This window comes from Pseudomonas soli (assembly GCF_900110655.1).
In the GTDB taxonomy this organism is placed as follows: domain Bacteria; phylum Pseudomonadota; class Gammaproteobacteria; order Pseudomonadales; family Pseudomonadaceae; genus Aquipseudomonas; species Aquipseudomonas soli.
This window is the reverse complement of record NZ_FOEQ01000014.1, coordinates 103,932-122,207: the sequence shown is the minus strand read 5'-3', so window position 1 is coordinate 122,207 and position 18,276 is coordinate 103,932. Positions and strand designations below refer to the sequence as shown.

Here is an 18,276-nt window from a genome sequence, read left to right as displayed (position 1 = left end):
TGGCGAGCCCTATCGTGGGGCAAGCCCACTCCCACGCCGTCCCGATCACATGGCGAGACCCACAAAAAAGCCCGCATCGCTGCGGGCTTTTTTGTGGCTACGGATATCAGAAGCGGAACACTTCCATATCGGTACGAATCGGTGAAGCCATCGGAATCTTTGGCTTCTCCGGCTCTTTCTTCACCTGCACCGGCGCGGCCGGCTTGCGTGGCGCCTCCTCGGCGATGGCCGGCTGGTTGGCCAACGGCTTGACCGTGGTGCTGAGCTGTTCGACCAGCTTCTGCAGCAACTGCCCCTGGGCTTGAACCTGCGCCGACTCGCTGCCGGCATGGGGCTGTTCGAGGTGGACGATACGGTTGTCACGCACCTGGCCACGGCGGTCCAACACGCGCCACTGCGCATCAAGGATCGCCGGCTGGTTCTTGCCCGAGTCCAGGCGGGTGATTGACAGCAGCACCTGCACGTCCGGCGTGAAGCCGGCACTTGCCGGCGCCAGCACCACGCGCTGGCTGTCCAGGCGCCAGGCCAGCTGGCGTACCAGCAATTGGTCAATATCCGACGAAAGGCTGCCGGCCCAGCGACCGTCGGTCGCTGCAGTCAGGCTGCCATCGGTCTGACGCTGCAAAAAGGTTTCGCGTTGCAGGTAATCGGCCACCGATACCGGGCCAAGCACCACCGCCATGCCCGCAGCCTGGGTCGGCTGACCGGGATCACCGCTGTCGAGCTGATACAGGGCAACCGGCTGGTGCATGCTGCACCCGCTCAAGCCCAGCAAGCCAGTCATCAGCAGCGCAAATGGAAGGCGCAGAAATTTCATTCATCCCATCCAGGCGGTCGTCAGTAGACTGACCGCAGTGATACTCATGTAGATTCATCCGGGCACTCGGCCACGCCGGCGCCAACGAGGGCCCTATCATCCGCGAAATGGTCGCCCGACTCCAGCATTTCCGCCCGAAGCGGCGTCGAAAACGCCGCAACAGACAGCCCATCCACTCAAGCAGGGGTTTCCACCAGCAACCCATCGACGCGCTGGAAACCGCGTGGCAATTTGCTACCACGGCGACCCCGCTCGCCCTTGTAGTGCTCGAGATCATCCGGCTTGAGTGAAAGGGTACGCTTGCCAGCTTGCAATACAAGGGTCGAGCCCTCGCTGATCACCGCAAGATCGGTCACGTATTCCTCGCGGCTGGCCACCCGGTCACCCGGCACGCCGATGATCTTGTTGCCCTTGCCTTTACCCAGCTGTGGCAGGTCGGCGACCTTGAACACCAACAGGCGCCCCTCGGTGGTTACCGCTGCCAGCCAGTCTTGCTCGCGGTCGGCCACCGGACGCGGGGTCATCACCTTGGCGCCATTGGGCAGGCTGAGCAGGCCCTTGCCGGCCTTGTTCTTGGCCTGCAGGTCCTCGCCCTTGACCACGAAACCGTAGCCGGCGTCGGAGGCCACAACGTACAGGGCATCGTCTTCCGGCAGCAGCACGCACTCGAAGGTGGCGCCCGGTGGCGGGGTCAGGCGGCCGGTCAGCGGCTCGCCCTGGCCACGGGCCGACGGCAGGCTGTGGGCGGCCAGCGAGTAGCTGCGGCCGGTGGAGTCGATGAGCACGGCGAACTGATTGGAACGTCCGGCGGCGGCGGCCTTGAAGCCGTCGCCAGCCTTGTACGAAAGCCCCGTGGCATCGATATCGTGGCCCTTGGCGCAGCGCACCCAGCCCTTCTCCGACAGCACCACGGTAACCGGCTCGGTCGGCATCAGTTCGTTTTCCGACAGGGCCTTGGCCTCGGCGCGCTCGACGATCGGCGAGCGGCGGTCGTCGCCGTAGGTCTCGGCGTCCTTGATCAGTTCGCTGCGCACCAGCTTGCGCAGTTTGCTGTCGCTACCCAGCAGCGCTTGCAGTTGCTTCTGTTCCTTGAGCAGTTCGTCCTGCTCGCCGCGGATCTTCATCTCTTCCAGACGCGCCAGTTGACGCAGGCGGGTCTCGAGGATGTAGTCGGCCTGGATCTCGCTCAAATCGAAACGGGCGATCAAGGCCTGTTTGGGGTGCTCCTCGGTGCGGATGATGTGGATCACCTCATCCAGGTTGAGGAACGCGGTAAGCAAGCCTTCCAACAGGTGCAGGCGCTTCTCGACCTTGTCCAGGCGGTGCTGCAGGCGGCGTCGCACGGTACCGATGCGGTACTCCAGCCACTCCAGCAGCAGCGCCCGCAGGTTCTTCAGTTGCGGACGGCCGTCGAGGCCGATGATGTTGACGTTGACCCGGTAGGTGCTCTCCAGGTCGGTGGTGGCGAACAGGTGCTGCATCAGCTCGGCGGCATCCACGCGGTTCGAGCGCGGGATGATGACGATGCGGCAAGGGTTCTCGTGGTCCGACTCGTCGCGCAGGTCAGCGACCATCGGCAGCTTCTTGGCCTGCATCTGCGCGGCAATCTGCTCGAGCACCTTGGCGCCGGAGACCTGGTGTGGCAGTGCGGTGACGACGATGTCGCCGTCCTCGATGCGGTATACCGCACGCATGCGGATCGAGCCTTTGCCGCTCTCGTAGATCTTCTGGATGTCGGCGCGCGGGGTGACGATCTCGGCTTCGGTCGGATAGTCCGGCCCCTGGATATGCTCGCACAGCTGCTCGATGGTGGCCTTGGGTTCGTCGAGCAGGCGCACGCAGGCGCTGGCCACTTCGCGCAGGTTGTGCGGCGGCACGTCGGTAGCCATGCCCACGGCGATGCCGGTGGTGCCGTTGAGCAGGATGTTCGGCAGACGCGCGGGCAGCACGGCCGGCTCCTGCAAGGTGCCGTCGAAGTTCGGTACCCAGTCGACGGTGCCCTGGCCCAATTCAGTGAGCAGCACCTCGGAGTAGCGCGACAGGCGCGCCTCGGTGTAACGCATGGCGGCGAACGACTTCGGATCGTCCGGCGCACCCCAGTTGCCTTGGCCGTCGACCAGGGTGTAGCGGTAGCTGAACGGCTGGGCCATCAGCACCATGGCCTCGTAGCACGCCGAGTCGCCGTGGGGGTGGAACTTGCCGAGCACGTCACCGACGGTACGTGCCGATTTCTTGTGCTTGGAGTCGGCATCGAGCCCCAACTCGCTCATGGCATAGACGATGCGTCGCTGGACCGGCTTGAGGCCGTCGCCGATGTGCGGCAGGGCGCGGTCCATGATCACGTACATGGAGTAGTTGAGGTAGGCCTGTTCGGTGAATTCAGCCAGGGAACGGCGTTCGACGCCGTCGAGACTGAGTTCGAGTGAGTCGCTCATGCGGGCCTCGTCATTTCAGGTTCTGGCGCAGCAGCATGGTGCCGCCGCGCTGGGTAAATTCAAGTTGTTTCAGGGCACTCATTCCCAGCAGTACGCCCTGGCCATCCAGGCCAGGCACCACCAGCGCGCGTACGTCGCGCAGGTGGATATCGCCCAGTTGCAGGCTGTCGAGCCGCGTACGGTAGCCTTGGGTCCGGCCATTGGCGGTGCTCAATTGCACCGCGGCGCCACGCGCCAGGTCCAGGTCGCGGGCCAGTGCCTCGGGGATCGCCACGTCGGTGGCGCCGGTGTCGAGCATGAAAAGCACCCGTCGCCCATTTATCGCGCCATCGGCAACGAAATGGCCCTGACCGTTGCTCAACAGACGCACCTCGACGAAGCCGTCGCCCTGCTCGCTCTTCACCACGCTGTTGGGGTTCTGCTGATGTTTTTCCCACTGCCCGAAAAAGCGCGTGGCCAGGAACAACGCCGCCGCCCAGGCGACAATCATCAACACCCTGCCCGCGCGCTTGCCCGGTGGCTGGCTCATGGCTTGGCGCTCCAGCCGCCCTGTGGCGCGTCGAAGCGCCAGACGATCGGCCGTGTTTCACCATCCACCCGCGGGCGGTCGTTGTTGTCCACGCCGATCCAGGCGCCGCCCTTGTCGATCACCAGCGCCTCGGCCAGGCCGTAGGACTGCGAGTAGCGCCGCGATTCCATCAGGGCGTCGGCGGCGAACGACCAACAGCGCTCCACGGCGCCCGTGTCGGCATCCCGCCGGCAAATGCGGTAGGCATTGCGCTCGAGGGTGAACAGCTTGCCTTCGAACCAGGCCAGGTCAGCAAAGTCACGTGATACCGGACGCGACTCGGGGAACTGTGGCGGCTGCATCTCGACACCCGCCTCGCTGAGCAGCACGCAGCCGCGCCCGCAGGTCCACACCGATTGCTGGCGCTGCACCGCGAGCAGGCCGCGACGCTCGCGCTCGGCTGCCAGCCACAGGCGATCGCCCGCCGGGTTGATCGCCAGCCCCTCGAACAGTGCGTTGAAATGCAGCAACATGCCGCTGGCCCGCGCCTGGCGCACCATGGCCTGGTCGATTTTCAGCCAGTCCGGTTCACCGTCCACCGGCAACTGCAGCACGGCAGCGTGGGACTCGCTGACGATATAGAGGTTGCCGGCCTGATCGCAGGTGATGCCCTCGAAATCCAGCTCGCCGCCGCGGATGTAGGACGCCGCCCAGTTGCGCGACTTGAGCCCCCATGGCAGGCCGGTGTCTGGCGCCGCCGGCGGGGTGAAGGTCAGTGGCTGGGCCTGCCACGTCGCTCCCTCCTGGTCGAGGCGGTAGATCCGGTCGTCATCGCGGTCGGACACCGCCCACAATGCCCCACGGCACCAGGCCAGGCCCGACAGGTTACCGCCGCGCATGCCATCGACCGCATGCTCGGCGCTAAGCTTGAGCTGCGGCCAGTCGCCGGCCTGGGCCTGCAGGGCAAACCACGCCAGGCAGGCCAGGAGCAACGGACGAATCAAACCAGGACCTCGGCCAGGTTGCCTTTGGTCTCCAGCCAGCTCTTGCGATCACCCGCACGCTTCTTGGCCAGCAGCATGTCCATGATCTCGGTGGTGCCCTGTACATCGTCCAGGGTCAACTGGACCAGGCGCCGGGTGTTGGGGTCCATGGTGGTTTCGCGCAGTTGCGGCGGGTTCATCTCGCCCAGGCCCTTGAATCGGGTGACCTGTGGCTTGCCACGCTTCTTCTCTGCGACCAGGCGGTCGAGGATGCCGTCACGCTCGGCCTCGTCCAAGGCGTAGTAGATCTCCTTGCCCAGGTCGATGCGGTACAGCGGCGGCATGGCCACGTACACGTGCCCGGCCTCGACCAGCGGGCGGAAGTGCTGGACGAACAGCGCGCACAGCAGTGTGGCGATGTGCAGGCCGTCGGAGTCGGCGTCGGCAAGGATGCAGACCTTGCCATAGCGCAACTGCGAGAGGTCGGCTGCGCCCGGGTCGACGCCGATGGCCACGGCGATGTTGTGCACTTCCTGGCTGGCCAGGACTTCACCGCCATCAACCTCCCAGGTGTTTAGGATCTTGCCGCGCAGCGGCAGGATGGCCTGGAATTCCTTGTCCCGTGCCTGCTTGGCCGAGCCACCGGCCGAGTCACCCTCGACCAGGAACAACTCGGCGCGCATCGGGTCCTGGCCGGCGCAATCGGCCAACTTGCCCGGTAATGCAGGGCCCTGGGTAATGCGCTTGCGCTCGACCTTCTTGCTCGCCTTCAGGCGCCGGCCGGCGTTGCTGATGGCCAGTTCCGCCAGCTGCATGCCCAGTTCGGGGTGGGCATTGAGCCACAGGCTGAAGGCGTCCTTGACCACGCCGGAAACGAACGCGGCCGCCTCGCGGGACGACAGGCGCTCCTTGGTCTGGCCGGAGAACTGCGGCTCCTGCATCTTCATCGACAGCACGAAGCTGATGCGTTCCCAGACGTCCTCGGGGGCCAGCTTGACCCCGCGCGGCAGCAGGTTGCGGAACTCGCAGAACTCGCGCATGGCGTCCAGCAGGCCCTGGCGCAGGCCGTTGACGTGGGTGCCGCCCTGGGCGGTGGGGATCAGGTTGACGTAGCTTTCCTGGATGCTGTCGCCACCTTCCGGCAGCCACAACAAGGCCCAGTCCACGGCCTCCTTGTTACCGGCCAAGCTGCCGCAGAACGGCTCGTCGGGCAGGCGCTGGAACTCGCTGACCGAATCGACCAGGTAGGAGCGCAGACCGTCCTCGTAGTGCCACTCGACCTTCTCGCCGGTGCCCTTGTCCTCGAAGCTGATGGACAGCCCCGGGCACAATACCGCCTTGGCCTTGAGTACGTGTTTGAGGCGGCTGATGGAGAACTTCGGCGAATCGAAGTACTTCGGATCGGGGCTGAAGTACACGCTGGTGCCGGTGTTACGCTTGCCGACGGTGCCGACCACTTCCAGCTCGCTGGCCTTGAAGCCGTCGGCGAAGGTCATCTGGTACTCGTTGCCGTCGCGCTTGACGCGCACGCGTACCTGGCTCGACAGGGCGTTGACCACCGAGATGCCGACGCCGTGCAGGCCGCCGGAAAATTGATAGTTCTTGTTGGAGAACTTGCCCCCGGCGTGCAGCTTGGTGAGGATCAGTTCAACACCGGAAACACCCTCTTCGGGGTGGATGTCCACGGGCATGCCGCGGCCATCGTCGCTGACTTCCAGGGAATGGTCGGCGTGTAGGACGACCTGTACCGAACGGGCGTGGCCGGCCAGGGCTTCGTCGACGCTGTTGTCGATAACTTCCTGGGCCAGGTGGTTGGGCCGGCTGGTGTCGGTGTACATGCCCGGTCGCTTGCGGACCGGGTCAAGGCCCGAGAGGACTTCGATGGCGTCTGCGTTATAGGCGCTAGCGCTGGGATTGGCCATGGGTTCTCGTCGTCAGTCTGGTGAATGCAAAAGTCAAAATACAGAAAAGTCCAGTGCCGCGTACTGTCCGCGGGCAATGCCGGCGAACGCCAGCAGTGCCGGCAATTGTTCGGCGAAGCCCTGGTAGCTGTGGTCACCACCGGCCTGGATCCGCAGGGCGCAAGCACGGTAGTAGCGCTCGGCCTGGCGATAGTCCAGGGTTTCATCGGCGGTCTGCAACCACACTTGATAGCGGGCAGCATCCTGCGGTGCCGGTACTTCCAGTTCGGCCAGGGCGTCCACGTGGTCGTGGGTGAGCTCCCAGGCTTCATCGGTATAGAGGTTGCGCTGGGTGCCGAGGTAACCGTCGAACAGCTTGTGCGGGGCCACCGCCGGGTTGATCAACAGCGCCTTGAGCCCGTGTCGCTCGGCCAGGTGGGTGGCATAGTAGCCGCCGAGGGAGCTGCCGACCAGCAAGGGCGCGCCGAGCTCGGCGATTGCCGTCTCCAGTTGGGCGATGGCCTGGCGTGGATGATGGTGCAGGGCCGGAACGCGCAGTTGCTCGGACAGGTCGAGCTGCTGCATCACCGCTTCGAGCTGGCGTGCCTTGGTCGACAGCGGCGAGCTGTTGAAGCCATGGATATAGAGGATGGAACCCGACATGCTGCCCCCGGACGCAAAGACGCGCAGTGTAGCGTGTTCGATGGTCATTGGCGCAGCCTGGGGATTTTCGCAACAAATTCTTCAAATGACAGGGCGCTCTGCGCCCCTTTCGCTGGCAGGCCAGCTCCCAAAGGCAGCGCAGCGGCCTCTCAATAGCCTGGGCTGTCGAAATCCAGCGTCACCACGAAATCCCGCGCCCGCTCCACCCCGGTCTCCAACCTCCCGTCGGCATGCAGAAGAAGCCAGCGGTAACCCGGCTGCTCCTCGCTCACCTTGAAGTCCTCGCTGCGCGGCGCGAACTGGATGCAGGTCGAAGGCGTGGCGAGGAAACGGATGCCGTCACGCACTTCGTCCCATTCCTGGTGGATATGCCCCCACAGCAGCGCCTTCACCTGTGGATAACTGCGCAGACGCCGCAACAGTTCATCGGCATTATGCAGCCCGATCGGCGCGATCCAGGCACAACCGATATCCACCGGCTGGTGATGGCAGCACACCAGGCAATGGCGCTCGTCCGCACCGCTCAGCGCCTGGTCCAGCACGACCAGCTGGTCATCGGCCAACAGACCGAAGGTGGCACCGACCACTGCCGAGTCGAGCATGACGATGCGCCAGGCACCAATATCGGTCACTGCCTGCACCAGTTCCGCCGCCACTTCTGCCATGACCCGCGCCTCGTCATGGTTACCCGGCAGCCAGCGCGCTGGCGCGCCGAGCGTCGACGTGAGCTCGCGAAAGGCCGCGTAGGATTCGACGCTGGCATCCTGGGAAAGATCGCCCGTGCACAGCAGCAGGTCGATGCGCGGTTGTTCGCGGCGAACCTGGCCGACCACGTGCCCAAGGCTTGCGCGGGTATTGAGGCCCAGCAAGGTGCCCGCCGGGTCGGCGAACAGATGGGCATCGGTCAGTTGCACCACATGGACAGGTGACGGGGGTGAAAGTGGTTGCGGCAACGGCCGTCTCCTCGAACGGATTCAGCACGGATTATGGCGGCGGATCGCTTTCGAGCAAATACTCGAAACCGACGCGCATCACATTTCAGCGCACGGCTTCCAGTTCGTGGCCGCAGGCCAGGCAGTGGCTCAGCCATTCACCGAGAAACAGATTGAGCTGGGCCTTCTCGTCCGGCTGGTGCATCGCCGTGTTGGGATAGGGGTAGATACTGCGCAGGCGACGCGCATGCTCGGCACTGACCACCTCGGCCATGCGCGCGTCATGGTAGACCTGCACCTCCAGCTCGGGCACCGGCAGCCAGGGCAGGCTGTGCTCCTGGCGCACCTTGAGCGTGGTGGTGTAGGGGCAGGCCAATAGCACTTCAAGCACCAGCACACCGAGCATCTGGTCGCCCTGGGTCATGCCGATACGACGCGAGCTCTGCGTGGTGCGCATGTCGGGCAACAGGCGCATCAGGCGGGCATAGTTGGCCTCGCAGGCCGATTGCAGCCCGACCAGGTCGACTCGATAGCGCTCGCGCAGCAGGTTCACTTCCACATACCTCGTACTTCGTCTCGGTTCAGCGCCAGCCATTGCAACCCGATGATCGTGGCGGCGTTGCAGATACGCCCATCGCGTACGGCCTGCAGGGCATCCTCGAACGACCACACGCGCACGCGAATGTCTTCGCTTTCCTCTTCCAGGCCATGCAGGCCACCGGCACCCTCGCTAACGCAACGGCCCAGGAACAGGTGGACATACTCGTCGCTGCCGCCCGGTGACGGGAAGTACCTGGTCATCGGCCACAGCGCCGAGAAGGCCAGGCCCGCTTCTTCCTCGGCTTCGCGGTGGGCAACCTCCTCGGGCTGCTCGTCCTTGTCGATCAGCCCGGCGACCATCTCGATCAGCCAGGGGTTAGCCACCTTGCCCATGGCGCCAACGCGAAACTGCTCGATCAGCACCACTTCGTCGCGCTGTGGATCGTAGGGCAGCACGCAGACCGCGTCATGGCGCACGAACAGCTCACGGGTGAACTCACGACTCATGCCGCCGGCGAACAGCTCATGACGCAGATGCAGCTTGTCGAGCTTGTAAAAACCCTTGAACAGCGGCTCCCGCCGAGAGATCTCGACTTGGGTAGGCACTGTATTGTGCGTGTCCGTCATGCAAACTCCTCATGCCTCGTTTACCGCATCGCGCAATCCTACTCTGCGCACGGCCCGGTTTCATCCCTTTCCGTCGACCGTTCGGGCAGCCGGGACAGGCGTGTCACTCTCTGTTAGCTTAGTGGCGAACTGAAGGCCGCGCAGGCGGTCCAAGGCCGATCATCACCGTTGTGAAAGAGGCAACATGACGCTTGTCAAACTGACTTCCGTGGCCGTCCTGGCACTGGCGCTCGGCGCCTGCCAGAGCCTGTTCACGCCCAACTACCGGGCCCCGCTCGAGGTCAAGCGCGAGGCCTGGGAGCACGTCAAACCCGGCTGCAGCGAAAGCGACTGCCCGCTGGTCAACATTGACGTCGTGCACTTCCCAGCCCTGCCCAAGCTCGACGACATTGTCGAGAAGCGCCTGCTGATGCTGACCGAGGACAACCAGCGCGGCACCCCGCCAGCCTCGCTGCAAGCCTATGAGCAGCAGTACCTCGCTCGCGCCGACAAGCGCAACAGCACCTATCTGCAGGCCAAGGTACGCGAGCAGCATGACGGGCTGGTGATCGTCGAGCTGTCCAGCTACCTCGACAGCGGCGGTGCCCACGGCATGCCTGGGCGCGGCTTCATCAACTATTCACGCAAGCTGGACAAGGTACTGACCCTTGACGACATGCTGGTGCCCGGCCAGGAGGCGACCTTCTGGAAGACCGCCGAGGAGTCTCACCGCGCCTGGCTGATCAGCACCGGCATGGACAAGGACCCCGAGTTCGTCAAGACCTGGCCGTTCAAGCAGTCCCCGCACATCGCCCTGACCTACGGCGCGGTGGTGATCAAGTACGAGGTCTACTCCATTGCGCCCTACTCCATGGGCCATGTCGAGCTGAAGATCCCCTACCCGCGCCTCAATGGCGTGATCAAGCCCGAGCTGTTTCCCGGCCGCGGCTGAGCGATAGCAGCAAATGCAGTACCCCTGCCAGCAACAGTGCCGGCAGGGTCGCCCCCAGCTCCGGCGCCTGGCTGGCCATCAGGTGATAGGCCGCCACTCCCGCGCCCCAGGCCAGCAGCGCCTGCCAGTGCAAACCCTCGACCATCGCCGGCAGGCGACGGCGGCGAAGCACAAAGTGATCCACCAGCACCACGCCGAACAAGGGCGCGAACACCGAGCCGATCAGCAACAGGAAGTTCTGGTACTGGCCCAGCGGCGCCAGCAAGGCGATCAGCGTGCACAGCACGCCAATCGCCAGGGCCAGGTGCTCGACCTTCATTTTCACCAGCAGGCCGGTGGACACCGCCGCCGAGTGGATATCGGCAAAGGCGTTCTCCGTCTCGTCCAGCAGGATCAGCAGCAGCGGGATCCCCAGCCCGGCGCCGGCCAGTGCCAACAGCAGGGCATTCACCTCGCCGCTGGGCGCGAACGCCAAGGTGTAGGCCACGCCCAGACTCATGAGCCAGGCATTGCCGATGAAGAAGCCCAGCGCGGTACCTCCGAACACGCGGATGGCGCGCTGGCCAAAGCGTGAATAGTCGGCGATCAGCGGCAGCCAAGACAGCGGCATGGCGATCACGATGTCGAAACCCAGGGCCAGGGACAACGAACCATCCCCAGGGCGTCGCCACAGATCGGCCAGGTCGGCCTTGGCGAACAGGTTCCAGGTCAACCACGCGCAGGCGCCCAGCAGCAGCCAGATCCCCCACTTGCGCAAGACCTTGCGCACGAACGCCAGCGGCCCGCTGACCGCCAGCAGAGTGGCCAGGGCGCCAAAGCACAAGGTCCACAGCAGCGGGCTGCTCCAGCCGCTGCCCTCGCCGAACGCGCGTGCGCCCAGCAGGCTGGCGGCATCACGCATGACGATGATCTCGAACGAACCCCAGCCCACCAGTTGCAGCAGGTTGAGCAAGGCCGGCAGGCGCGCGCCATGGCTACCGAGCGTGAGGCGCAAGGTCGCCATGGCCGACAGGCCGGTATCGCTACCGATCACCCCCACCGCCGCCAGCAGCAATACCCCTACCGCCGTGCCCAGGGTGATCGCCAGGATCGAGCCCGCCAGGCCCAGCCCCGGCGCCAGCAGGCCGCCGACCTGCAGGACCATCAGGCCGATGCCAAGGGAAAACCACAGCGAGAACAGGTCGCGGGCGCCGAACTGGCGATGGTGGGAGGGTACCGGGTGGTCGGGAGAGAAGTGGCTGGGAGTGGTCATGCTCGGGCGCTCGACGGAAGAGTTGGGGTGAACCCATCGCTGGCAAACCAGCTCCCACAGGGGCCGCATCACAGTCTCTGTGGGAGCTGGCTTGCCAGCGATGCGGTGCGCATCGCGCACCGCCTGGGTCTGCTACTCAGACTTTCTGGTACAACTGGCTGCCTTCCTGGCGGAACCGCTCGGCCTGCTCGCGCATGCCCTGTTCGACTGTCACGTCCACGGTCTCGATCTTGGCCGCGTACTCACGCACTTCCTGGGTGATCTTCATCGAGCAGAACTTCGGCCCGCACATCGAGCAGAAGTGCGCGACCTTGGCCGACTCCTTGGGCAGCGTCTCGTCGTGGAACGCACGGGCGGTGTCCGGGTCCAGGCCGAGGTTGAACTGGTCTTCCCAACGGAACTCGAAGCGCGCCTTGGACAGCGCGTTGTCACGGATCTGCGCGCCCGGGTGGCCCTTGGCAAGGTCGGCGGCATGGGCGGCGATCTTGTAGGTGATGATCCCGGTCTTGACGTCGTCCTTGTTCGGCAGGCCCAGGTGCTCCTTGGGCGTGACGTAGCAGAGCATGGCGCAGCCGAACCAGCCGATCATCGCCGCGCCGATGCCGGAGGTGATGTGGTCGTAGCCCGGAGCGATATCGGTGGTCAGCGGGCCTAGAGTGTAGAACGGCGCCTCGTCGCAGCATTCGAGCTGCTTGTCCATGTTCTCCTTGATCAACTGCATAGGCACATGGCCGGGGCCTTCGATCATGCACTGCACGTCGTGCTTCCAGGCGATCTTGGTCAGCTCGCCAAGGGTTTCCAGCTCACCGAACTGCGCGGCGTCGTTGGCGTCGGCGATCGAGCCCGGACGCAGGCCGTCGCCCAGCGAGAAGCTGACGTCATAGGCCTTCATGATTTCGCAGATCTCGTCGAAGTGCGTGTACAGGAAGTTTTCCTTGTGGTGCGCCAGGCACCACTTGGCCATGATCGAGCCGCCACGGCTGACGATGCCGGTGACGCGCTTGGCGGTCAGCGGCACATAGCGCAGCAAGACGCCGGCATGGATGGTGAAGTAGTCCACACCCTGCTCGGCCTGTTCGATCAGGGTGTCGCGGAACAGCTCCCAGGTCAGGTCTTCGGCAACGCCGTTGACCTTTTCCAGGGCCTGGTAGATCGGCACGGTACCGATCGGCACCGGCGAGTTGCGGATGATCCACTCGCGGGTCTCATGGATGTGCTTGCCGGTGGACAGGTCCATGACCGTGTCCGAACCCCAGCGGATGCCCCAGGTCAGCTTGGCCACTTCTTCCTCGATGGAGGAACCCAGGGCGCTGTTGCCGATGTTGCCGTTGATCTTCACCAGGAAGTTGCGGCCGATGATCATCGGCTCCAGCTCGGTGTGGTTGATGTTGGCCGGGATGATCGCACGACCGCGGGCGATCTCCTCGCGAACGAACTCGGGGGTGATCTCTTTCGGGATATTGGCACCGAAGCTGTGCCCCGCGTGCTGTTGGCTGAGCAGGCCGGCGGCGCGGGCTTCCTGCAGTTTCATGTTCTCACGGATGGCGACGTATTCCATCTCGGCGGTGATGATGCCCTGACGCGCGTAGTGCATCTGCGAAACGTTGGCGCCAGCCTTGGCCCGGCGCGGGTTGCGCACGTGGGCGAAGCGCAGCTTGGCCAGCTCAGCGTCGTTCAGGCGCTGCTGGCCGAAGTTCGAGCTCAGGCCTTCGAGGCGCTCGGTATCGCCACGGGCGTCGATCCAGGCCGAGCGCACATCGCCCAGGCCCTTGCGCACGTCGATGATGACGTTAGGGTCGGTGTACGGGCCGGAAGTGTCATACACCAGCACCGGGGCGTTTTTTTCGCCGCCGAAGTCGGTGGGGGTGTCATGCAGGCTGATCTCGCGCATGGGCACACGGATGTCGGGGCGCGAACCTTCGACATAGACCTTGCGCGAATTGGGCAGCGGTTGCACGGACTGTTGGTCGACTTGGGCCGACTCGCTCAGACTGATCGTTTTTTCTTGTTTGCTCATCACAGGCTCTCCAGACAGCTTCCTAGCGGGCGGAATGTCGGGGTGAACCTGAAAGGCGCGGACGCACCCGTGTTGACGGGTGCAGTGCCGGACAAGGGGTGCCGTGGGCTGCAAGCAGCTGTGGCGATCCCGGACCTGGCACAAGAGGCTCCCGGGACATGAGAGCAATCTTGTTCCCTACGCAGGCGCTAACCTGATCAGGTTCAACGGGATCCGCAACTTTGCGATCTCAGCCTTTGCATCAAGGCACCCCGACAAGAACCTGCGCAGTCTAGACTGGAGTGGTTGGCAAAGCCAAGCGGGTAAATCCCTGGCGTGATAAATGGCACACGTGACGGATTGTTGAGGGCGGCGCGCGGCACTACACTGGCGTGCTCGGTACCCGACAGTACAGTAAATACATCTTGATCAAGGATTGCCCTATGCTGCGCAAACTCTCACTGGCGATTGCCGTGTCTTGTGCGTCCAACGGAGTGGCCTGGGCAGTAGATACGCCCACGACGGTGAAGACCGACCTGGTCAGCGTTTACCAGGAAGCGGTGGACAACAATGCCGACCTGGCCGCCGCCCGCGCCGACTACGGCGCCCGCCGCGAGGTGGTGCCCCAGGCCCGCGCCGGCTTGCTGCCCAACCTTTCGGCTGGCGCCGAGATGATGAATACCCGCACCAAGCTCGACGAGCCGTCGATCACCTCCAACCGTAGCGGCAATGCCTGGAGCGCCACCCTGGCGCAGCCGATCTTCCGCGCCGACCGCTGGTTCCAGCTGCAGGCTGCCGAAGCGGTCAACGAGCAGGCCGCGCTGGAACTGTCGGCCACCGAGCAGAACCTGATCCTGCAGAGCGCCGAGAACTACTTCGCGGTGTTGCGCGCCCAGGACAACCTGGCCTCGACCAAGGCCGAAGAGGCGGCCTTCAAGCGCCAGCTCGACCAGTCCAACGAACGCTTCGATGTCGGCCTTTCGGACAAGACCGATGTGCTCCAGTCCCAGGCCAGCTACGACACGGCCCGGGCCAACCGGATCATCGCCGAGCGCCAGGTGCAGGATGCCTTCGAGGCCCTGATCACCCTGACCAACCGCCAATACAGTGCGATCCAGGGCGTGGTCCACACCCTGCCCGTGCAGGTGCCGACGCCCAATGACGCCAAGGCCTGGGTCGAGACCGCCGGGCGGCAGAACCTCAACCTGCAGGCCACCAACCATGCCGTGGCGGCCGCCGAAGAGACCGTGCGCCAGCGCAAGGCCGGCCATGCGCCAACCCTGGATGCCGTGGCCAAGTACCAGAAGGGCGACAACGACAACCTCGGGTTCACCAACCCTTCGCAGAACGGCGTGCGCTACGGCGGCGACGTGGAGCAGACCAGCGTCGGCCTGCAACTGAACATTCCGATCTACAGCGGCGGGTTGACCAGCTCCCAGGTACGCGAGGCCTATGCGCGCCTGACCCAGAGCGAGCAGCAACGCGAAAGCCTGCGCCGACAAGTGGTGGAGAACACCCGTAACCTGCACCGCGCGGTGAACACCGACGTGGAACAGGTCCAGGCGCGCAAGCAGTCGATCATCTCCAACCAGAGCGCTCTGGAAGCCACCGAGATCGGCTACCAGGTCGGCACCCGCAACATCGTCGACGTGCTCGACGCGCAGCGCCAGCTGTACACCTCGGTGCGCGACTACAACAACAGCCGCTACGACTACATCCTCGACAACCTGCGTCTCAAGCAGGCGGCTGGCACCCTGAGCCCGCAAGACCTGCAGGACCTGGGACGGTACCTGAAGGCCGACTACAACCCGGACAAGGATTTCCTGCCACCGGACCTGGCGGCGGCGGCGGCGAAAAACTTCGAACGCCGGCCTTGAAGGCAACACACTACCTGTAGGGCGGGCTTCGTGGGGGCAAGCTCGCTCCCACAACAACCGCGCCTACAGGTTGATCATCAACTCAGAAGCCGCGCCAGCCCATCGAGCAACCGCTGCAACGCCCCCTGATTGGCCTGCATCACCGCCCTACCCGCCTCGCCCATGCGCCGCGCATCCTGCGGCAGCTCGACCAAGCGACGCACCGCCGCGGCCAGGCCCTCGGCATCGTCCACCTGCTGCAACGCCCCCGCCTCGCGCAGCATCGCGCTGATTTCGAGGAAGTTGAACACATGCGGCCCCATGAGCACCGGCAGCGCCAGCGCCGCCGGCTCCAACGGGTTGTGCCCGCCCGTGGGGACCAGGCTGCCACCGACGAAGGCGATATCGGCCAGGGCGTACAGGAACAGCAATTCACCCATGGTGTCGCCGAGCAACACCTGGGTCTGCGCCGTCACGGCATCTTCTGTCGAACGACGCACCGTGGAGAACTGGCCGCCGCACAGTTCATGTACCGCCGCGAACCGCTCGGGATGGCGCGGGACCAGTACCAACAGGGCATCGCTGTGCACGCTCAGCAGTTGCCGGTGGGCTTCGAGGATCAACCCATCCTCGCCATCGTGGGTACTGGCGGCGATCCATACCGGGCGCTGACTGGCCCCCCACTGCTCGCGCAACTGCCGGGCGCGAGGCATCAACTGGCCGTCGACCTTCAGGTCGAACTTGATTGAGCCGGTCACCTGCACGCACGCCTGGCGCGCACCGAGCGATCGGAAACGCTCGGCCTCGGTTTCGGTCTGTACCGCAATCAGGCTCATCTCCTCGAGCATCGGCCGGGTCAGACCAGCGAAGCGCGCATAGCCTCGGGCCGAGCGTTCGGACAGCCGCGCATTGGCCAACGCCACCGGAATACCGCGCCTGGCGCACTGATGGATATGGTTGGGCCACAGCTCGGTTTCCATGATGATGCCCAGGCGCGGACACACATGGTCGAGAAAACGCCCCGCCGCCCATGGCAGGTCGTACGGCAGGTAACAGTGCTGCACCCGTGGCTCGCCGTCGAACATCGCACGGATACGCTCGGAGCCGGTCGGGGTCATGCAGGTCAGCGTGATCGGCAGGTCCGGATACTGCTTGAGCAGCGCCCGGACCAATGGCGCGGCGGCGATGCTCTCGCCCACCGAAACCGCATGCACCCAGATACCGCCCTGGCGCATGGGTGGCAAGCCACAAGCGAAGCGCTCGGCGATACGCGCACGGTAGGCCGGCGCCTTGCGCCCGCGCAGGAACAGGCGCAGCGCGACCAGCGGCAGGCCCAGATGGAAAAGCAGGGTATAGAGGGTTCTGTTCATGGCGGCGGAGTTTACTAGGAACTGGATGAAAAGGCCTGTCAGCCAATGGCCCGCAGGTGCACGGCGAAGCGCTCGGCCAGCCACTGCGCCGCAGGGCCCAAGGGCTCGTCGCGGCGCCAGGCCAGCTCCGCCACCAGCGCCGGCGGGCGCCATTCGCTGTCCAGCTCGACCATCTGCGCCTGGTAAGTGGGGTACTGCACCACATGACGCGGCAGCCAGGCCCAGCCCAGGCCGCGCATCAGCAATTCGGCCATGGCATAGAAGCTGTCGGCACGCCAGACCTGTGGACTGATCGCCTCGCCGCCGGGGTAGCCGCTCTGCTGCGGCGTGATCAGCAGCTGGCGATGGCGGGCCAACTGCTGGCGGCTGACCTTGGCCAGGTTCGCCAAGGGATGGTCGATGGCGCATACCGTGACCATCTCGACGCTGCCCAGGGCCCTTCTCTCCAGCGAGGCGGGAATGCTTTCGTGGTGGAAGAACAACCCCAGGTCGGCGCGCCGCTCCACCAGCTTGCGCGCCACATCGCCCTGGGCACCGCTGGCCAGCTGCACCTCCAGGTAGGGATAGCGCGCCGCCAACTCGTCGAGGCTGTCGATCACCGGCTGATAGGGCATGGCTTCGTCCTGGGCCACCCGCAGCAGCGCTTCCTGGCCACGCATCAGCGCAAGTGCCCGACCGTCCAGACGCTCGCACTGGCGCAACAGCTCGCGGGCGTCCTCCAGCAGCGCGGTGCCGCTTTCGGTAAGGCGTGGCTGGCGGCCGCTGCTGCGCTCGAACAGCGTCACGCCCAGGTCCGTCTCGAGCAGGGCGATGGCGTTGCTCACCGCCGACTGCGCCTTGTGCTGCTCACGGGCCACTGCGGAAAACGAACGCAGCTCCGCCGCCCGCACGAAAAGACGCAACTGTTCCAGGTTCCAGTGCTCGGTCATCATTCAACCTATCTCCATATCAGATAGGTAATGACTTTACCGCATCCTTGGATCCTCTAGAATGCCCATCCAGTACCGGAGGACCCGCGCCATGAACGCCTACACCTATCTCGCCATCGCCATCTGTGCCGAAGTCATCGCCACTGCTTCCATGAAAGCGGTCAAGGGGCTGAGCACGCCTCTGCCGCTGCTGCTGATGGTGTGCGGCTACGGCGTGGCGTTCTGGATGCTCACCCTGGTGGTGCGCAGCATTCCGGTGGGGATTGCCTATGCAATCTGGTCGGGGCTGGGGATCGTCCTGATCAGCGTCGCCGCGCTGGTTATCTATGGACAGAAGCTGGATGTGCCGGCGATGCTGGGCATGGCCATGATCGTCGGCGGGGTGGTGGTGATCCAGGTGTTTTCCAATACCGCAGGGCACTGAGCCTGAGCCCATGGGGCCGCTGCGCGGCCCTATCGCCGGCAAGCCGGCTCCCACAGGGGTCAGCACGACGCCACAGCCTGTATACTGCGCACCTGTCCCAGTTTTCGAGGTG

Annotated in this window: 16 protein-coding genes and 1 riboswitch; of the genes, 3 read left to right on the top strand and 13 right to left on the bottom strand. The window is 64.9% G+C overall.

From position 1 onward, the window contains the following. Positions 1 to 106 precede the first annotated feature (106 nt). The 9 genes from BMY03_RS23290 to BMY03_RS23250 form a co-directional block, all read right to left on the bottom strand. Positions 107 to 817 carry a PqiC family protein gene (locus tag BMY03_RS23290; protein WP_038706898.1) on the bottom strand — a complete coding sequence of 237 codons (711 nt, stop codon included), beginning with the start codon at positions 815 to 817 and terminating at the stop codon, positions 107 to 109. A gap of 176 nt (positions 818 to 993) precedes the next feature. Then, positions 994 to 3,252, bottom strand: a complete 2,259-nt coding sequence (gene parC, locus BMY03_RS23285) for a DNA topoisomerase IV subunit A (RefSeq protein ID WP_094012379.1) — start codon at positions 3,250 to 3,252, stop codon at positions 994 to 996. 10 nt (positions 3,253 to 3,262) lie between these two features. Continuing rightward, positions 3,263 to 3,781 (bottom strand): retropepsin-like aspartic protease family protein, encoded by a 519-nt coding sequence (locus tag BMY03_RS23280; RefSeq protein WP_094012378.1) that lies wholly within the window; start codon positions 3,779 to 3,781, stop codon positions 3,263 to 3,265. Continuing rightward, complete coding sequence (locus tag BMY03_RS23275) at positions 3,778 to 4,764, bottom strand: esterase-like activity of phytase family protein (protein WP_094012377.1); 987 nt, start codon at positions 4,762 to 4,764, stop codon at positions 3,778 to 3,780. Before BMY03_RS23275 ends, BMY03_RS23280 begins: the two co-directional genes overlap by 4 nt. Further along, positions 4,761 to 6,665 carry a DNA topoisomerase IV subunit B gene (parE, locus tag BMY03_RS23270; protein WP_023630810.1) on the bottom strand — a complete coding sequence of 635 codons (1,905 nt, stop codon included), beginning with the start codon at positions 6,663 to 6,665 and terminating at the stop codon, positions 4,761 to 4,763. Before parE ends, BMY03_RS23275 begins: the two co-directional genes overlap by 4 nt. Positions 6,666 to 6,698: 33 nt before the next feature. Next, on the bottom strand, positions 6,699 to 7,307 hold the full coding sequence (locus tag BMY03_RS23265) for a YqiA/YcfP family alpha/beta fold hydrolase (protein ID WP_038707608.1): 609 nt from the start codon (positions 7,305 to 7,307) through the stop codon (positions 6,699 to 6,701). Between the two features lie 149 nt (positions 7,308 to 7,456). Further along, on the bottom strand, positions 7,457 to 8,260 hold the full coding sequence (cpdA, locus tag BMY03_RS23260) for a 3',5'-cyclic-AMP phosphodiesterase (RefSeq protein ID WP_094012376.1): 804 nt from the start codon (positions 8,258 to 8,260) through the stop codon (positions 7,457 to 7,459). 85 nt (positions 8,261 to 8,345) lie between these two features. After that, positions 8,346 to 8,798 (bottom strand): DUF1249 domain-containing protein, encoded by a 453-nt coding sequence (locus tag BMY03_RS23255; protein WP_023630808.1) that lies wholly within the window; start codon positions 8,796 to 8,798, stop codon positions 8,346 to 8,348. After that, complete coding sequence (locus BMY03_RS23250) at positions 8,789 to 9,406, bottom strand: NUDIX domain-containing protein (RefSeq protein WP_094012375.1); 618 nt, start codon at positions 9,404 to 9,406, stop codon at positions 8,789 to 8,791. The genes BMY03_RS23255 and BMY03_RS23250 overlap by 10 nt, the downstream gene beginning before the upstream one ends. Before the next feature lie 184 nt (positions 9,407 to 9,590). Between BMY03_RS23250 and BMY03_RS23245 the strand changes: the two genes are divergently transcribed. Beyond that, complete coding sequence (locus BMY03_RS23245) at positions 9,591 to 10,337, top strand: RsiV family protein (protein ID WP_023630806.1); 747 nt, start codon at positions 9,591 to 9,593, stop codon at positions 10,335 to 10,337. Here BMY03_RS23245 and cytX read toward each other — a convergent pair. Beyond that, positions 10,306 to 11,589, bottom strand: a complete 1,284-nt coding sequence (cytX, locus tag BMY03_RS23240; protein ID WP_038706900.1) for a putative hydroxymethylpyrimidine transporter CytX — start codon at positions 11,587 to 11,589, stop codon at positions 10,306 to 10,308. The genes BMY03_RS23245 and cytX overlap by 32 nt on opposite strands. A gap of 136 nt (positions 11,590 to 11,725) precedes the next feature. Further along, on the bottom strand, positions 11,726 to 13,606 hold the full coding sequence (thiC, locus tag BMY03_RS23235) for a phosphomethylpyrimidine synthase ThiC (protein WP_094012374.1): 1,881 nt from the start codon (positions 13,604 to 13,606) through the stop codon (positions 11,726 to 11,728). A 157-nt stretch (positions 13,607 to 13,763) separates the two neighbouring features. Then, positions 13,764 to 13,870: riboswitch (TPP riboswitch) on the bottom strand. A 158-nt stretch (positions 13,871 to 14,028) separates the two neighbouring features. Here thiC and BMY03_RS23230 point away from each other — a divergent pair. Then, positions 14,029 to 15,462 (top strand): TolC family outer membrane protein, encoded by a 1,434-nt coding sequence (locus BMY03_RS23230; RefSeq protein WP_023632667.1) that lies wholly within the window; start codon positions 14,029 to 14,031, stop codon positions 15,460 to 15,462. A 77-nt stretch (positions 15,463 to 15,539) separates the two neighbouring features. On the opposite strand, the gene waaA is transcribed toward BMY03_RS23230, so the two are convergent. Both waaA and BMY03_RS23220 read right to left on the bottom strand, forming a co-directional pair. Beyond that, on the bottom strand, positions 15,540 to 16,811 hold the full coding sequence (waaA, locus tag BMY03_RS23225) for a lipid IV(A) 3-deoxy-D-manno-octulosonic acid transferase (protein ID WP_094012373.1): 1,272 nt from the start codon (positions 16,809 to 16,811) through the stop codon (positions 15,540 to 15,542). 38 nt (positions 16,812 to 16,849) lie between these two features. Next, positions 16,850 to 17,740: a LysR family transcriptional regulator gene (locus BMY03_RS23220; RefSeq protein WP_094012388.1), complete on the bottom strand. Its 891-nt coding sequence runs from the start codon at positions 17,738 to 17,740 to the stop codon at positions 16,850 to 16,852. 91 nt (positions 17,741 to 17,831) lie between these two features. Here BMY03_RS23220 and BMY03_RS23215 point away from each other — a divergent pair, with 91 nt between their 5' ends. Then, positions 17,832 to 18,164 carry a DMT family transporter gene (locus BMY03_RS23215; protein ID WP_023632892.1) on the top strand — a complete coding sequence of 111 codons (333 nt, stop codon included), beginning with the start codon at positions 17,832 to 17,834 and terminating at the stop codon, positions 18,162 to 18,164. Positions 18,165 to 18,276 lie beyond the last annotated feature (112 nt).

Bases quoted from the DNA above. Each gene is read 5' to 3' on its own strand.
- BMY03_RS23265 (WP_038707608.1), bottom strand. From the start codon at position 7,307: ATGTCGGGTTCCATCCTCTATATCCATGGCTTCAACAGCTCGCCGCTG.
- cytX (WP_038706900.1), bottom strand. From the start codon at position 11,589: ATGACCACTCCCAGCCACTTCTCTCCCGACCACCCGGTACCCTCCCAC.
- BMY03_RS23245 (WP_023630806.1), top strand. From the start codon at position 9,591: ATGACGCTTGTCAAACTGACTTCCGTGGCCGTCCTGGCACTGGCGCTC.
- BMY03_RS23280 (WP_094012378.1), bottom strand. From the start codon at position 3,781: ATGAGCCAGCCACCGGGCAAGCGCGCGGGCAGGGTGTTGATGATTGTC.
- parC (WP_094012379.1), bottom strand. From the start codon at position 3,252: ATGAGCGACTCACTCGAACTCAGTCTCGACGGCGTCGAACGCCGTTCC.
- BMY03_RS23220 (WP_094012388.1), bottom strand. From the start codon at position 17,740: ATGACCGAGCACTGGAACCTGGAACAGTTGCGTCTTTTCGTGCGGGCG.
- BMY03_RS23250 (WP_094012375.1), bottom strand. From the start codon at position 9,406: ATGACGGACACGCACAATACAGTGCCTACCCAAGTCGAGATCTCTCGG.
- waaA (WP_094012373.1), bottom strand. From the start codon at position 16,811: ATGAACAGAACCCTCTATACCCTGCTTTTCCATCTGGGCCTGCCGCTG.
- parE (WP_023630810.1), bottom strand. From the start codon at position 6,665: ATGGCCAATCCCAGCGCTAGCGCCTATAACGCAGACGCCATCGAAGTC.
- BMY03_RS23290 (WP_038706898.1), bottom strand. From the start codon at position 817: ATGAAATTTCTGCGCCTTCCATTTGCGCTGCTGATGACTGGCTTGCTG.
- thiC (WP_094012374.1), bottom strand. From the start codon at position 13,606: ATGAGCAAACAAGAAAAAACGATCAGTCTGAGCGAGTCGGCCCAAGTC.
- BMY03_RS23230 (WP_023632667.1), top strand. From the start codon at position 14,029: ATGCTGCGCAAACTCTCACTGGCGATTGCCGTGTCTTGTGCGTCCAAC.
- BMY03_RS23215 (WP_023632892.1), top strand. From the start codon at position 17,832: ATGAACGCCTACACCTATCTCGCCATCGCCATCTGTGCCGAAGTCATC.